This is a genomic window from Streptomyces sp. NPDC002018 (assembly GCF_042890865.1).
Lineage (GTDB): Bacteria > Actinomycetota > Actinomycetes > Streptomycetales > Streptomycetaceae > Streptomyces.
This window is the reverse complement of sequence record NZ_JBIASO010000022.1, coordinates 86,826-102,175: the sequence shown is the minus strand read 5'-3', so window position 1 is coordinate 102,175 and position 15,350 is coordinate 86,826. Positions and strand designations below refer to the sequence as shown.

Below are 15,350 nucleotides of genomic sequence, written 5' to 3'. Positions count from 1 at the left end.
GCGTCAACCGCGTGATCGCCCGGCATCCGGCGGGCTTCCCGGCTCTGACCTGCCCCTTTCGGGTGGGTGCGGCGCGCGCCGTCGGTGCGGGCCATACGGGCGCTGATAGCCGTGGTCCATGCCGTTCACCTCTCGCCGACTGCGCGCCGCCCTGCTGGCCGCCGCCTCGGCCACCCTCGTCGCCGCGACACTGCCCCCGCCCGAGCCCCTCGGTATCGGCGATCCGCTCTTTCCGCACCTCGGCAACCCCGGGTACGACGTGCTCACGTACGACCTCGACTTCACCTACCGGGGCGACAACACCAAGCCCCTGGACGCCATCACCAGGATCAGCGCGCTCACGACCCAGCGGCTGAAGCGGATCAACCTCGACTTCACCCAGGGCACCGTCCGCTCGGTCGAGGTCGACGGCGCGCCCGCCGAGTTCACGACGGCCGGTGAGGACCTGGTGATCACACCGGACGAGACGGTCGACGCGGAAGCGCGGATGCTGATCACCGTTCGTCACACCAGCGACACGAACGGCAAGGAGGGCGGCTGGGTCCGTACGACCGACGGGCTGGCCATGGCCAACCAGGCCAATGCCGCGCACCGGGTCTTCCCCGGCAACGACCACCCCGCCGACAAGGCCCACTTCACCTTCCGCATCACCGTTCCCGAGCGGCTGACGGCGGTGGCCAACGGGCTGTCCGAGGGGACGTCCCGCCAGGGCGCGACCACGACCTGGACCTATCGCACCCGTCACCCCATGGCCACGGAACTGGCCCAGGTCTCGATCGGCGACTCGGCCGTCGTCCACCGCGAAGGGCCGCACGGACTGCCCGTACGGGACGTGGTGCCCGCCGCCGACCGCGAGCGGCTCGAACCCTGGCTGAAGAAGACACCGGGCCAACTCCGGTGGATGGAGCGGCAGGTGGGCCCGTACCCCTTCGAGACGTACGGCGTGCTGATCGCCGGCGCCGACACGGGCTTCGAACTGGAGACACAGACGCTCACGCTCTTCGAACGCTCCCTGTTCACCCGCCCCGAGTACCCCGAGTGGTACGTCGACTCCGTGATGGTCCACGAACTGGCCCACCAGTGGTTCGGGAACAGCGTCTCGCCGCGCACCTGGTCGGATCTGTGGCTCAACGAGGGACACGCCACCTGGTACGAGGCACGGTACGCACAGGAGCACGCCGAGCAGTCGCTGGAGACGCGGATGCGCAACGCCTACGGCCGCTCCGACACCTGGCGCGCGGCCGGCGGTCCCCCCGCCGCCCCCGAGCCCCCGACGCCGGGGCAGCAGATCAGCCTCTTCCGGCCGGTGGTCTACGACGGCAGCGCCCTGGTCCTCTACGCCCTGCGGCAGGAGATCGGCGAGAGCGCCTTCGGGCGGCTGGAGCGCGACTGGGTACGGATCCACCGGGACGGGACGGCGACCACCGCGGACTTCACCTCGCTGGCGTCGCGGACCGCGGGGCGTGACCTGTCGGCCTTCTTCACCGCGTGGCTGTACGGGCGGAAGACCCCGCCGATGCCGGGCCGTCCGGACTGGCGCAGCGATCCGCCCCGCGCCGGGCGGACGTCGCCCGGAGTCACCGCGCACGCCTCACCCGCCGCCACGGGGCACGCCTCGCCCCCCGCCACCGGGCCGGCCACGCCGGGCGACAGCGCGGGGACCGCGCGCGGTGACCGGGACGCCGCCCGGGACGCACGGCACCGCCCGGGAGCCGTCACCGCGTCGCTCGCCCCGCCACGGTCCGCGACGGGGCGTTGAAACGCGGGTGACGGCCGGGCGGAACCGTGTCACCATCGACAGGGCGGTGAGACGGCCGGGAATCATTCCGGGCCGTCACGCGTTGTGACTGCCGTAAGAGACTCCCCATCGACGTAAGGATCCAATGACCTCCTCTTCATCTTCTTCCCAGGACGCGCAGAACGCCGCGGACGCCCGCACGGACAGCCTTCGAGCCGATGCCCTGATGGAAGAGGACGTCGCCTGGAGCCACGAGATCGACGGAGAGCGGGACGGCGACCAGTTCGACCGCTCCGATCGTGCGGCGCTGCGTCGTGTGGCGGGCCTCTCCACCGAGCTGGAAGACGTCACCGAGGTCGAGTACCGACAGCTCCGCCTGGAGCGGGTCGTCCTGGTCGGTGTCTGGACCTCGGGCACCGTGCAGGACGCCGAGAACTCCCTCGCGGAGCTCGCGGCGCTCGCCGAGACGGCGGGCGCGCTGGTGCTCGACGGAGTGATCCAGCGCCGTGACAAGCCCGATCCGGCCACCTACATCGGCTCCGGCAAGGCCCAGGAGCTGCGGGACCTGGTGCTGGAGAGCGGCGCGGACACCGTCGTCTGCGACGGTGAGCTGAGCCCCGGCCAGCTCATCCATCTCGAGGACGTCGTCAAGGTCAAGGTCGTCGACCGTACGGCCCTGATCCTGGACATCTTCGCCCAGCACGCCAAGTCCCGTGAGGGCAAGGCGCAGGTCGCGCTGGCCCAGATGCAGTACATGCTGCCGAGGCTGCGCGGCTGGGGCCAGTCGCTGTCCCGGCAGATGGGTGGCGGCGGCGGTGGCGGTATGGCCACCCGCGGCCCCGGTGAGACCAAGATCGAGACGGACCGGCGACGGATCCGCGAGAAGATGGCGAAGATGCGCCGGGAGATCGCGGAGATGAAGACCGGCCGTGAGATCAAGCGCCAGGAACGGCGGCGCAACAAGGTGCCGTCGGTCGCGATCGCCGGTTACACCAACGCGGGCAAGTCCTCCCTGCTCAACCGGCTGACCGGCGCGGGTGTGCTGGTGGAGAACGCCCTGTTCGCCACCCTCGACCCGACCGTGCGCCGGGCCGAGACACCGAGCGGCCGGATCTACACGCTGGCCGACACGGTCGGATTCGTCCGGCACCTCCCGCACCATCTCGTCGAGGCGTTCCGCTCCACGATGGAGGAGGTCGGTGACTCCGATCTGATCCTGCATGTGGTCGACGGCTCGCACCCCGTACCGGAGGAGCAGCTGGCCGCCGTGCGCGAGGTGATCCGCGATGTCGGCGCGGTGAACGTCCGCGAGATCGTGGTGATCAACAAGGCCGACGCGGCCGATCCGCTGGTTCTCCAGCGGCTGTTGCGCTCGGAGCGGCACGCGATCGCCGTCTCGGCACGCACGGGCAAGGGAATCGGTGAGCTGCTCGCGCTGATCGACGCCGAGCTGCCCCGGCCCGAAGTCGAGGTCGAGGTCCTTCTCCCGTACACCCGGGGCGGGCTGGTCTCGCGGGTGCACGCCGAGGGCGAGGTGATCTCCGAGGAGCACTCCCCGGAGGGCACGGTGCTCAAGGCACGTGTGCACGAGGAGCTGGCCGCCGCGCTCGCACCCTATGTGCCGGTGGCCCGCTGACCGCGGTGACGCCGGGCACGCCGTAGAGATGACGAAGGCCCGTTCCCCTCTCGCGGAGAGGGGAACGGGCTTTGCACATGCCCAACGGGCCTTGTTCGCGCGCATCGGCCGGCTCGTGCTCACCGGCCGGCGAACGCGACGCTCAGGGCCGGGTGCGGCGCCCGGGGTCCTTGGCCGTGGCACCGAGGGCTGAGGTGCCCAAGGCGGTGGTGTCCAAGGCGGTGGGGCACAGAGATGTGATGTCGAGGACCCCGGGACCCGTCACCGGCCCGCGAACTTCTCGCTGACCCCGTCGTAGACGCCCTTGGCAGCCTCACCGAGACGCGGTCCGGCCAGCCAGCCGGCCGTCACCGGGCCGATGGAGGTGTTGGAGACCAGGGCCGGCTTCCCGTCCTGGCCGGTCGCGACCCAGCCACCGCCGGACGAGCCGCCCGTCATGGTGCATCCGACGCGGTACATCGTCGGGTCCTGCGCGTTCAGCGACAGCCGGCCCGGCTTGTCCTCGCACCGGAAGAGCTTCTGGCCGTCGAACGGCGCCGCCGCCGGGTAGCCGGTCGCCGTCATACCGGCGATCCGCGGGGTGGCCGGAGCGTTGAAGTCCACCGGGAGCGCGGAACCGACCGTCTCCTCCAGCGACTTGCCGTCGCTGCCCTTCTCCGGCGTCACATGGATCACCGCGAAGTCGTACGGGGCGCCCTGACCGCCGGTCGAGGCGCCCTGGGCTATCCACTGCTCGGAGGTCTGCGCCCAGTCGGCCCACCACACCCCGTGCGGTGCCACCTTCTCCTCGGCGGCGCCCTCCAGTTCGGCCATCGACAGACCCTCGTTGTTGTACGACGGGACGAAGGCGAGGTTGCGGTACCAGCCGCCGCTCTTGCCCGCGTGCACGCAGTGGCCCGCCGTCCAGACCATGTTGGACTTGCCGGGGTGGGCCGGGTCCTGGACCACGGTCGCCGAGCAGACCATCGAACCGCCGGGCCCGTCGAAGAACAGCTTCCCCGCCTCGGGCGCGGCGTCCCCGTACGGCGTGCTCACCGCCTGCGCGGTGACCGGCTGCGGCGTCGGGTCGGTGACTCCCTCGTCGCCGGAGATGTCCTGCTCCTGGACGGGCCGCTCGGGCGGCTTCTCCGCGTCCCGCATCCGGTCAGGGTCCCAGAGGTCCTGGATGATCGGGTTGACGAAGTCCCGGGCCTCACGGAGCCATGTGTCCCTGTCCCAGTTCTTCCACTCGCCGCCCCGCCACTTGTCCAGATCGATCCCGTGCTCCTTGAGCCGGTCCTTGAGATCGTCGGGAATGGTGATCTTGCCGTCGGACGAGGCGCCGGACTCGGCGGGCTGGACGGCGGCGTTCTCCTCGCCCGTCCCGCAGGCGGTGGCCGTCAGCGCGAGCGCCGCCGCGATCGAGGCCGCGGCCAGGGCGGGGGAGAATCTGCGCCGTGTGCTCCTTCCACGGCGTGCGGCGAACGTCGGGCGAATGGGTCGCATGGCGTGATCCCCCTGGGACTTCGGAACAGTTCGGAACAGTTCGTACGGATGGCGTATGACGAACCCCGGCCGAGGTGGTGAGGCCGGGACAGGACCCACCACTATGCCGGTGCCGATGGGGACGGCGCACGGCAGGGCTCCGGTTCCCCGTCCGTAAGGATCTTCGGGCAGCCCGTGATCCCCGGCCGCCCGCGTCGTTGGTACGGACGGGGGACCAGCCAAGCGTTCACCGTCGAACATTCGACGGGCGAGCGCCGTACTGACATGCGACCGAACCGTGACAGCGGGAGGACCGAACAGCCGTGGCCGTGACCGAACCCGCTCCGACAGCGTCCACCGTCGCGCACGAGGGCATTCTCCGGCGCCAGTCCCTGCGCGAGTCGGCGGCCCGCACCTACGCCAGGTCGCTGCCCATCGTGCCGGTGCGCGCACGGGGGCTGACGATCGAGGGGGCGGACGGCCGGCGGTATCTGGACTGTCTCTCCGGAGCGGGTTCCCTGGCGCTCGGCCACAACCACCCGGTGGTCCTGGAGGCGATCAGAAAGGTCCTGGACTCCGGCGCCCCGCTTCATGTCCTCGATCTCGCCACCCCCGTGAAGGACGCCTTCACCACCGAGCTGTTCGCCACCCTGCCCCCGAAGTTCGCGGAGAACGCCCGGGTGCAGTTCTGCGGTCCCGCGGGCACCGACGCCGTCGAGGCCGCCCTCAAGCTCGTCCGCACCGCCACCGGCCGGGACGGTCTGCTCGCCTTCACCGGGGCGTACCACGGGATGACGGCCGGGGCCCTCGCCGCCTCCGGCGGTGCCCAGGACGTACGGGTGACCCGGCTGCCCTACCCGTACGACTACCGCTGCCCGTTCGGCGTCGGTGGCGAGCGCGGCGCCGAACTCGCCGCCCGCTGGACCGAGAACCTCCTCGACGACCCCAACGGCGGGGTGCCGCCCTCCGCCGGGATGATCCTCGAACCCGTGCAGGGCGAGGGCGGAGTGATCCCCGCCCCCGACACCTGGCTGCGCGCCATGCGGAAGCTGACCGCGGACCGGTCGATCCCGCTCATCGCCGACGAGGTGCAGACGGGGGTGGGGCGCACCGGCACCTTCTGGGCGGTGGAGCACAGCGGGATCGTCCCCGATGTGATGGTGCTCTCCAAGGCGATCGGCGGCTCACTTCCGCTGGCCGTGATCGTGTACCACTCGGACCTCGACTGCTGGCCGCCCGGAGCCCACGCGGGCACCTTCCGCGGCAATCAGCTCGCGATGGCGGCGGGCGCGGCCACGCTCGCGTACGTACGGGAGAACCAGCTCGCCGACCGCGCCGCCCTCCTCGGCGCACGCATGCTGGGACAGCTCCAGGGGCTCGCGGCCGCCCACCGCTGTGTCGGAGACGTACGGGGTCGTGGTCTGATGATCGGTGTGGAACTTGTCGCCCCGGCCGTCGACGACCCCGCGCCGCCGGACCCCGCGCTCGCCGCCGCCGTCCGGCGCGAGTGCCTCAGCCGCGGTCTCATCGTCGAACTCGGCGGTCGCCGGTCCTCCGTCGTCCGTCTTCTCCCTCCCCTCACCCTCACCGATGAACAGGCCGGCGCGGTCATCGACCGCTTCGCCGATGCCCTGGCCGCCGCGGAGCGTGCCGCACTCCGCCGGAGCGATGCCGGTCCGTCCCACTGACCCCGGACACCCTCAAGGAAGCCGCGTGAACCCCACTCCCTCGCCCGACGTGCCCGAGGCCGACGGCCGTTCCACCGCCCACCCCCGGAGCCATGACCGGGGGAACGAGCGGGGGCACGACCCGGCAGGGGCCGCCCGCACCGTCGAACCACCGACCGTGCCCCGGCAGTCGGAGGGCGGCCTCGACGGACAACTCCTGCCCGCGCCAGGGCCGTTCGCCGCACCCACGGCGGTGGCCGACCAGCTCGACCACCCCGACCCGCAGAAGGCGGCCGACGCGGCGGCCACCGAGAATCTGCTGCGCTGCTGGGTCCGGGAGACCGATCTGCCCCGCCCCGACGGCACGGTGCTGAGGATTCCCCTCGACGCCAGCGGCACCGCCCTTCTCGTCCCCGTCCGCTACTGGTCGGCCACGGGCTGGCACCGCTTCGGCATGCCCTTCCTGGAGAACGCGCCCCAGGACGCCCCCGCCGCCGAAGCCGTCACCGTCGCCGCGCTCCTCGGCCGGGAGTCGGGCCGCTACCAGGGAGCCGATCTCGTCGGCCGTGTCGCCAACTCCCTCGGCCACACCGCCGACTTCCTCGCCGACCGGCGCCGGCGCCCCGGCGCGGGAGCCGGCGCCGACCTCTTCCTCACCGCCGAGCAGTCGCTGATCCTGGGCCATCCCCTGCACCCCACGCCCAAGAGCCGTGAGGGGCTCTCCGAGTCCGAGGCCCGTCTCTACTCGCCCGAGTTGCGCGGCTCCTTCCCCCTGCACTGGATGGCCGTCGACCGGTCCGTGCTCGCCACCGACTCGGCCTGGACCGAGCAGGGCCGTATCGTCCCCGCCGAACTGCTGATGACCCGTCTCCTGGGGGACGTGCCCCTGCCCGGTCACACCGTCCCGCTGCCTCTCCACCCCTGGCAGGCACGCGAGTTGATGCACCGCCCCGCCGTCACCGCGCTGCTCGACGCGGGCCTGCTGCACGATCTGGGGCCCCAGGGAGCCCCCTGGCATCCCACCTCCTCCATCCGTACGGTGCACCGGTCCGGCGCCCCCGCCATGCTCAAGCTCTCGCTCGGTGTCCGGATCACCAACTCCCGCCGGGAGAACCTCCGCAAGGAGCTCCACCGCGGTGTCGAGGTGCACCGGCTGCTCCGCAGCGGTCTCGGCAAGGAGTGGCAGGCGGCGCACCCGGGCTTCGACATCGTCCGTGACCCCGCGTGGCTGGCCGTCGACACCCCGGACGGCGAGGCGGTGGGCGGCCTCGACGTCATGGTGCGCCACAACCCGTTCGCCCCCGGCGACGACGCCGTCTGTATCGCCGGACTGACCGCTCCGCGCCCCTACCCCGGCCGTACCGGCACGCATTCGCGGCTCGCGGAGACCGTCCTCACGCTCGCCGCCCGCACCGGCCGTTCCCCCGCGGCCGTGTCCGCCGAGTGGTTCCTGCGCTATCTCGACCAGGTCGTACGCCCGATCCTCTGGCTCGACGGCACGGCCGGCATCGCCCTGGAGGCGCATCAGCAGAACACGCTGGTGCTCCTCGACCCCGACGGCTGGCCCGTGGGCGGCCGCTACCGCGACAACCAGGGGTACTACTTCCGGGAGTCCCACCGCCCCGCTCTGGAGCGACGCTTCCCCGGTATCGGCTCGCTGAGCGACACCTTCGTCTCCGACGAGGTCACCGACGAGCGCTTCGTCTACTACCTGGGCATCAACAACGTCCTGGGTCTGATCGGCGCGTTCGGCGCCCAGGGTCTCGCCGACGAACGCGTCCTCATCGCGGCCTTCCGCCAGTTCCTCGCCGGGGCCGCGGGCCTCGGCTCCTCGCTGCCCGGCCGGCTGCTGGAGCCCCCCACACTGCGCTGCAAGGCCAATCTGCTCACCCGGCTGCACGGGCTCGACGAACTGGTCGGCCCTGTCGACACCCAGTCCGTCTATGTCACGATCTCCAACCCCCTTCGCCAGTGAGAGAACACGATCCGTCCGAACCGCCGAGAGGAGAGCGCCCCGTGCCTCCCACCGATGCGAGCGCCGACACCGGAGCGGGCCCCGCCCCGCTGACCGGCGGAGGCACCGAGGACACCCTTGATCTGCGGCTGCCCGACGACCTCGTCGCGCTGCTCGGAGAGTGCCGGGCGACGGCCGCACCCCCGTCGCCCGGCCTCACCCCGCCCGGCCTCACCCCGCCCGGCCTCACCTCGCCCGGCCTCATCCCGCCCGGCGATCGGCTCGACAGCCTGCTCGACAGCCCTGCCGACTGGGGTCCCGCCTCCACCCCGGCCGGTGTCTTCCAGCTCGTCCCCGTCTGTATCGAGCGCGACCTGTCGCTGGTCAGCCGCTGGATGAACGATCCCGCAGTCGCCGCCTTCTGGGAGCTGGCGGGCCCGGAATCCGTCACCGAGGCCCATCTGCGCGCCCAGCTCGACGGTGACGGCCGCAGCGTCCCCTGTCTCGGCGCCCTGGCCGGCGTTCCGATGAGCTACTGGGAGATCTACCGCGCGGACCTCGACCCGCTCGCGCGCCATTACCCCGCCCGCCCGCACGACACCGGGATCCATCTTCTGCTGGGAGGCGTCGCCGACCGGGGCCGCGGCGTCGGCACCGCCCTCCTCAGGGCCGTCTCCGATCTCGTCCTCGACCACCGCCCCCGCTGCGCACGCGTCGTCGCCGAACCCGACCTGCGCAACACCCCCTCCGTCGCCGCCTTCCTCAGCGCGGGCTTCCGCTTCTCCGCGGAGGTCGACCTGCCCGACAAACGAGCCGCTCTCATGGTCCGCGACCGCACCCTTCGCGACCTGCTCTGAACGATCCGCCGCCGTACCCGCACCACTCGATCCCGATCGGTTCCGTCCCGAGGAGTCCTTGTGCCGAAGTCCCCTGCCACCCATGACTCCCCCGCCACCCATGCCGCCGCCCCGGCCCCCGACGCCACCTCGGCCTCCGACGCCACCCCGACCCACGACGCCACCGCCGTGCACGACTCCACCGCGATCACCCCGCTGTTCACCCCGCCCGAGCTGAACGCCCGGGTCTGGGACCGGGCGGCCGGCCGCCTCCTCGCCAAACTGCTCGGGGAATTCGCGTACGAACAGATCATCGAGCCGACGCCCGTCCCCGGCGCCGCCGACGGTCTGTACGCCCTCACCCTCGACAACGGCGAGACGCTCACCTTCCGTGCCACGCGCGGTGCCTACGGCGACTGGCGTGTCGAACCCGGCTCCACCGAGTACCGGAACCAGCCCTTCACGGACCCGCTGTGCTTCCTGCCGCTCTCCCGAAGACTGCTCGGACTCGACGGCGAGACCCTCGGCCATCTCGTCCGCGAACTCACCACGACCCTCGCCGCCGACGCCAGACTCGACCACACCGCCCTGACGGCCGCCCGCCTCGCCGACCTCGACTACGCCGACCTCGAAGGACACCAGACCGGTCACCCCTGGATCGTCCTCAACAAGGGCCGCGTGGGCTTCTCCGCCACCGACGCCGCGCGCTGGGCCCCCGAGGCCCGCACCCCGGCCAGACTCCCCTGGATCGCGGTCAGCACCACCCTCGCCACCTACCGGGGCGTCTCCACGCTGCGCACCCCCGAGCTGCTCTACACCCGCGAACTCGACCCCGCCGTCCGTGAACGCTTCGACTCCGTCCTCCGGGAGCGTGGCCTCGACCCCGCGGGCTATCTCTACCTCCCCGTGCACCCCTGGCAGTGGGCGGAGGTCCTGCTCCCGCTCTACGCACCCGCCATAGCCGGGGGAGCGATCGTTCCGCTCCCCACCGACGGTGATCTACGGCTGCCGCAGCAGTCCATCCGCACGTTCCTGAACGTCGCGCGCCCCGACCGGCACACGGTCAAACTGCCCCTGTCCATCCTCAACACCCTGGTCTGGCGCGGACTCCCCACCGAGCGCACGCTCGCGGCCCCCGCCGTCACCGCGTGGGTGCACGCGGTACGCGAGGCCGACCCCTTCCTCCGTGACGAGTGCGGTGTCGTCCTGCTCGGCGAAGTCGCCTCCGTGACGGTCGAGCACCCGCTCTACGACCACCTTCCCGAGGTTCCGTACCAGTACAAGGAACTGCTGGGCGCGATCTGGCGCGAGCCCCTCCAGACCCGGCTCGCCCCCGGTGAGCGCGCCCGTACGCTCGCTTCCCTCATCCATACGGATCCCCAGGGGCGGGCGTTCACCGCCGAACTCGTCGAACGCTCGGGCCTGCCGCCCGCCCGCTGGCTCCAGCGGCTCTTCTCGGCGATGCTGCCGCCCCTGCTGCACTTCCTCTACCGCTACGGCACGGTCTTCTCCCCGCACGGCGAGAACGCCATCGTCGTCTTCGACGACCAGGACGTCCCGGTCCGGCTGGCGATCAAGGACTTCGTCGACGATGTGAACATCAGCGCCCAGCGCCTGCCCGAGCACGAGACGATGCCCGCCGATGTGAAGGACATCCTTCTCACCGAGGAGCCGTCCTTCCTCGTCCAGTTCATCCATTCAGGGCTCTTCGTCGGGGTCTTCCGCTATCTGGCACCGCTGTGCGAGGAGCAGCTCGGGCTGCCGGAGGACGAGTTCTGGTCCCTCGTACGGGCGGAGATCCTGCGGTACCAGGCCCGGTTCCCGGAGCTGGAGCAGCGCTTCGAGACATTCGACCTGCTCACGGCCCGTATCGAGCGGCTCTGCCTGAACCGCAACCGGCTCCATCTCGACGGGTACCGCGACCGCTCCCAGCGTCCGCACGCAGCCGTGCACGGCACTGTTCCCAATCCGCTGGCGGCCGGACCGCGGAGCGAGTGACGGTGGTTGTCGGTGCCGCCCCGTAGGGTGGTCGGGCTATGACGAAGCCATCACTCCCCGAGCTCCTCCATGCCGCCGTCAGCTCCGTCGGCGGTGTGGAAAGGCCTGGCCAGGTCACCATGGCCGAGGCCGTCGCCGAAGCCATCGACGCCCCGTCCCATCTGCTCGTCCAGGCCGGCACCGGCACCGGCAAGTCGCTGGGCTATCTCGTGCCCGCGCTGGCGCACGGCGAGCGGGTCGTGGTGGCCACGGCGACCCTCGCGTTGCAGCGCCAGCTCGTGGAGCGCGACCTTCCGCGCACGGTCGACGCACTGCATCCGCTGCTGCGCAGACGCCCGGAGTTCGCCATGCTCAAGGGCCGTTCCAACTACCTCTGTCTGCACCGGCTGCACGAGGGCGTGCCGCAGGACGAGGAGGACGGTCTCTTCGACCAGTTCGAGGCGGCGGCGCCCACCAGCAGGCTGGGCCAGGACCTGCTGCGGATGCGGGACTGGGCGGACGACACCGAGACGGGCGACCGTGACGATCTGACGCCCGGTGTCTCCGACCGTGCCTGGTCCCAGGTCTCCGTCTCCTCCCGGGAGTGCCTGGGCGCCTCGAAATGCGCCTACGGGGCGGAGTGCTTCGCCGAGCTGGCGCGGGAGCGCGCCAAGCTCGCCGAGGTCGTCGTCACCAATCACGCGCTCCTCGCCATCGACGCCATCGAGGGCGCGCCGGTGCTGCCCCAGCACGAGGTGCTGATCGTCGACGAGGCCCATGAGCTGGTCTCCCGCGTCACCGGAGTCGCCACCGGCGAGCTGACCCCGGGGCAGGTGAACCGCGCGGTGCGCCGCTCGGCGAAGCTGGTGAACGAGAAGGCGGCGGACGCCCTCCAGACGGCGGCCGAGACCTTCGAGCGGCTGATGGAGCTGGCCCTTCCCGGACGGCTCGAAGAGATCCCCGAGGATCTGGGCTATGCCCTGATGGCGCTGCGTGACGCGGCCCGTACGGTCATCTCGGCGCTGGGCTCGACCCGTGACAAGTCGGTCCAGGACGAGGACGTCGTACGGAAGCAGGCGCTGGCGTCCGTCGAGGCCATCCACGGTGTGGCGGAGCGGATCGCCAACGGTTCCGAGTACGACGTCGTGTGGTACGAGCGGCACGACCGGTTCGGCGCCTCCCTCCGGGTGGCACCGCTCTCCGTGTCGGGGCTGCTCAGGGAGAAGCTCTTCGCCGACCGCTCCGTCATCCTCACCTCCGCCACGCTCAAGCTCAGCGGTGACTTCAACGGGGTGGGTGCCTCGCTCGGTCTGGCGCCGGAGGGCACGGAGGGGGACGACATCCCGCAGTGGAAGGGCATCGATGTCGGCTCGCCCTTCGACTACCGCAAGCAGGGCATCCTCTATGTCGCGCGCCATCTCGCCACGCCGGGGCGGGAGGGGTCGCGCGGCGACATGATGGATGAGCTGGCGGAGCTGGTGGAGGCGGCGGGCGGGCGTACGCTCGGGCTCTTCTCCTCGATGAGGGCCGCCCAGGCCGCGGCGGAGGAGCTGCGCGGCAGGCTGGACGTGCCGATCCTGCTCCAGGGGGAGGAGACGCTCGGCGAGCTGATCAAGGCGTTCGCCGCCGATCCGAAGACCTGTCTGTTCGGCACGCTCTCGCTCTGGCAGGGCGTCGATGTGCCGGGGCCCAGCTCCCAGCTCGTGGTGATGGACCGCATTCCGTTCCCCCGTCCCGACGACCCGCTGATGAGCGCGCGCCAGAAGGCGGTGGAGGAAGCCGGCGGCAATGGGTTCATGGCGGTGGCCGCGACCCATGCCGCCCTGCTCATGGCCCAGGGAGCCGGACGGCTCGTACGGGCCGGCGGGGACCGGGGTGTCGTGGCCGTGCTCGATCCGCGGCTCGCCAATGCCCGGTACGGCAGCTTTCTGCGCGCCTCACTGCCTGATTTCTGGTACACGACGGACCGGAATCAGGTACGGCGCTCTCTCGCGGCCATCGACGCCGTGGCCCAGGCGGCCGGAGCGTAAGGGCCGTCCCGTCCTACGGCCCGGCAGGGGGCGGGGAGGACCGGACAGCGCGTAGCCGCCGGCACGCACCGGGGCTTGCTTTCAGGGCGTAAAGCAGGCCCCGGGACCGGCGCAGGAGGTCCCGGGGCCCGGTCGGAGCCGGTGGAGCCGTCACACCCGGCGCAGGACCGCGACCACCTTGCCGAGGATCGTCGCCTCGTCACCGGGGATCGGTTGGTAGGCCGCATTGTGCGGGAGGAGCCAGACATGGCCGTCCTCGCGGCGGAAGCGCTTGACCGTCGCCTCGCCGTCCAGCATCGCGGCGACGATGTCACCGTTCTCCGCGACCGGCTGGCGACGGACGGTCACCCAGTCGCCGTCACAGATCGCTGCCTCGATCATGGAATCACCCACGACCTTGAGGACGAACAGCTCTCCGTCGCCGACCAGTTGGCGCGGCAGCGGGAAGACATCCTCCACCGACTCCTCGGCGAGGATCGGTCCGCCCGCGGCGATCCGGCCGACCAGCGGCACATACGACGCGGCGGGCTTGCCGGTCGTATCCGTCTGCTGGGTGCTCGGCTGGTCGGATCCGCGCACCTCGTACGCCCTGGGCCGGTGCGGGTCGCGGCGCAGGAAGCCCTTGCGCTCCAGTGCCATGAGCTGATGGGCGACCGACGAGGTGCTGGAGAGGCCCACGGCCTGGCCGATCTCCCGCATCGAGGGCGGATAGCCCCGCCGCTGGACGGAGTCGCGGATCACCTCGATGACCCTCCGCTGTCGGTCCGTGAGGCCGGAGCTGTCCGCCCTGATTCCTGGAGGTCGGCCGGGCAATGACCGGGTGGGCTTGGACCCCTCCGGGTTCATGATCGCGTCATTCATGGCATGCACCGGCTCGAGTCGGCTCTGGGAGCGGTCCTGGGCAGTGATGGTGGCACTGTCTGCGGTGGTGGTCACGTCGGCCCCTCTCGAAATGTTCTCCCTAGCTGGACAACGGTAGTAGCTTTCGAAAGGTTGCGCCAAACACACGTTCGAGTGAAAAATCGTGGAGTGCTCGCCGTAAGTCTGTGACTGGGTGTATAGGTACGACTTCCGGCCGTACGTGGCCCCGCTCGTCACGGTACCGTTCGCGGCCGCGCCGCCGCGGTCCGGGGCGCCACGGCCCCGGACGCGGCCCCGGTCCTCCGTCCCGGCGGGCCGCGATCCCGGCCGCCGCGCCCTTTCCCGTACGCTCGTCGCCGGTTCGCGCGGCCCCCCGGGACCCGCCCCACGCCCGACACGCGTCAGGGGTCTAGGATGCGGGTGAACCCCAGATCTAGTGGTTGGATTGTCGCAGCCACCCAGAAGTTGTGGTCCCCGGTCTCTGTCGGCCGAGGCCATCGCCTATGCTGGGACACGCTTCGAGGGGCTCTTTCCGGGCCCTGACGGGGCTATTCAGTCACGCCGTGAAGGAGGGTTGGGAGCCATGCACTGTCCCTTCTGCAGGCACCCCGACAGCCGTGTCGTCGACAGTCGCACCACCGACGACGGGACGTCGATCCGGCGCCGTCGGCAGTGCCCCGACTGCTCCCGCCGTTTCACGACGGTGGAGACCGCCTCACTGATGGTGATCAAGCGCAGCGGCGTGACCGAGCCCTTCAGCCGTACCAAGGTCATCTCCGGCGTGCGCAAGGCGTGCCAGGGGAGGCCGGTCACCGAGGACGCCCTCGCCAAGCTCGGCCAGCGGGTCGAGGAAGCGGTGCGCGCCACCGGGAGCGCCGAGCTGACCACCCACGACGTGGGGCTGGCCATACTCGGCCCACTGCAGGAGCTCGACCTCGTCGCGTACCTGCGCTTCGCATCCGTGTACCGGGCGTTCAACTCGCTCGAAGACTTCGAGGCCGCCATCGCGGAACTGCGCGAGGGGCCTCCAGCAGAACAGTGCGGCGACGGCGGGACCCATGAGGTCCCCGTGCCCGCCACCGCCGCGGACTGACCGGCCGGCCCGAGCCGGCCGCTCCACGGCAACCAGGACCTGTCACGGGCGCCCCGCGCGCGCCCGAGGCATGTGGACACACACCCCGTGCCAC

The 15,350-nt window shown here is 71.4% G+C and carries 10 protein-coding genes; 8 read left to right on the top strand and 2 right to left on the bottom strand.

Going from position 1 to position 15,350, the window contains the following annotated elements; translation table 11 throughout:
- Window positions 1–118: 118 nt before the first annotated feature.
- Together ACFYYH_RS29130 and hflX are read left to right on the top strand one after the other, a co-directional pair.
- On the top strand, window positions 119–1,759 hold the full coding sequence (locus ACFYYH_RS29130) for a M1 family aminopeptidase (protein WP_388557082.1): 1,641 nt from the start codon (window positions 119–121) through the stop codon (window positions 1,757–1,759).
- A 124-nt stretch (window positions 1,760–1,883) separates the two neighbouring features.
- Complete coding sequence (gene hflX / locus ACFYYH_RS29125; protein ID WP_388557079.1) at window positions 1,884–3,374, top strand: GTPase HflX; 1,491 nt, start codon at window positions 1,884–1,886, stop codon at window positions 3,372–3,374.
- 261 nt (window positions 3,375–3,635) lie between these two features.
- Here the strand turns inward: hflX and ACFYYH_RS29120 are convergent, their stop codons facing one another.
- A complete protein-coding gene (locus tag ACFYYH_RS29120) occupies window positions 3,636–4,859 on the bottom strand; it encodes a trypsin-like serine peptidase (RefSeq protein ID WP_388557076.1) in 1,224 nt (407 codons plus the stop codon).
- Between the two features lie 302 nt (window positions 4,860–5,161).
- Here ACFYYH_RS29120 and ACFYYH_RS29115 point away from each other — a divergent pair, with 302 nt between their 5' ends.
- The 5 genes from ACFYYH_RS29115 to ACFYYH_RS29095 all read left to right on the top strand — a co-directional run bounded on the left by ACFYYH_RS29115 (window position 5,162) and on the right by ACFYYH_RS29095 (window position 13,302).
- Window positions 5,162–6,526 carry a diaminobutyrate--2-oxoglutarate transaminase family protein gene (locus ACFYYH_RS29115; RefSeq protein WP_388557073.1) on the top strand — a complete coding sequence of 455 codons (1,365 nt, stop codon included), beginning with the start codon at window positions 5,162–5,164 and terminating at the stop codon, window positions 6,524–6,526.
- Between the two features lie 25 nt (window positions 6,527–6,551).
- The gene (locus tag ACFYYH_RS29110; RefSeq protein WP_388557070.1) at window positions 6,552–8,480 is read left to right on the top strand and encodes an IucA/IucC family protein; all 1,929 of its coding nucleotides are present in this window, start codon (window positions 6,552–6,554) and stop codon (window positions 8,478–8,480) included.
- 41 nt (window positions 8,481–8,521) lie between these two features.
- On the top strand, window positions 8,522–9,316 hold the full coding sequence (locus ACFYYH_RS29105; protein WP_388557068.1) for a GNAT family N-acetyltransferase: 795 nt from the start codon (window positions 8,522–8,524) through the stop codon (window positions 9,314–9,316).
- A gap of 168 nt (window positions 9,317–9,484) precedes the next feature.
- The gene (locus ACFYYH_RS29100) at window positions 9,485–11,293 is read left to right on the top strand and encodes an IucA/IucC family protein (protein ID WP_388557181.1); all 1,809 of its coding nucleotides are present in this window, start codon (window positions 9,485–9,487) and stop codon (window positions 11,291–11,293) included.
- A gap of 38 nt (window positions 11,294–11,331) precedes the next feature.
- Complete coding sequence (locus ACFYYH_RS29095; RefSeq protein ID WP_388557066.1) at window positions 11,332–13,302, top strand: ATP-dependent DNA helicase; 1,971 nt, start codon at window positions 11,332–11,334, stop codon at window positions 13,300–13,302.
- 150 nt (window positions 13,303–13,452) lie between these two features.
- On the opposite strand, the gene lexA is transcribed toward ACFYYH_RS29095, so the two are convergent.
- Window positions 13,453–14,238, bottom strand: a complete 786-nt coding sequence (lexA, locus tag ACFYYH_RS29090) for a transcriptional repressor LexA (protein WP_388557063.1) — start codon at window positions 14,236–14,238, stop codon at window positions 13,453–13,455.
- Between the two features lie 508 nt (window positions 14,239–14,746).
- Here lexA and nrdR point away from each other — a divergent pair.
- Window positions 14,747–15,256 carry a transcriptional regulator NrdR gene (gene nrdR / locus ACFYYH_RS29085; protein WP_388557060.1) on the top strand — a complete coding sequence of 170 codons (510 nt, stop codon included), beginning with the start codon at window positions 14,747–14,749 and terminating at the stop codon, window positions 15,254–15,256.
- Window positions 15,257–15,350 lie beyond the last annotated feature (94 nt).

Bases quoted from the DNA above. Each gene is read 5' to 3' on its own strand.
- ACFYYH_RS29130 (WP_388557082.1), top strand. From the start codon at position 119: ATGCCGTTCACCTCTCGCCGACTGCGCGCCGCCCTGCTGGCCGCCGCC.
- hflX (WP_388557079.1), top strand. From the start codon at position 1,884: ATGACCTCCTCTTCATCTTCTTCCCAGGACGCGCAGAACGCCGCGGAC.
- ACFYYH_RS29120 (WP_388557076.1), bottom strand. From the start codon at position 4,859: ATGCGACCCATTCGCCCGACGTTCGCCGCACGCCGTGGAAGGAGCACA.
- ACFYYH_RS29095 (WP_388557066.1), top strand. From the start codon at position 11,332: ATGACGAAGCCATCACTCCCCGAGCTCCTCCATGCCGCCGTCAGCTCC.
- nrdR (WP_388557060.1), top strand. From the start codon at position 14,747: ATGCACTGTCCCTTCTGCAGGCACCCCGACAGCCGTGTCGTCGACAGT.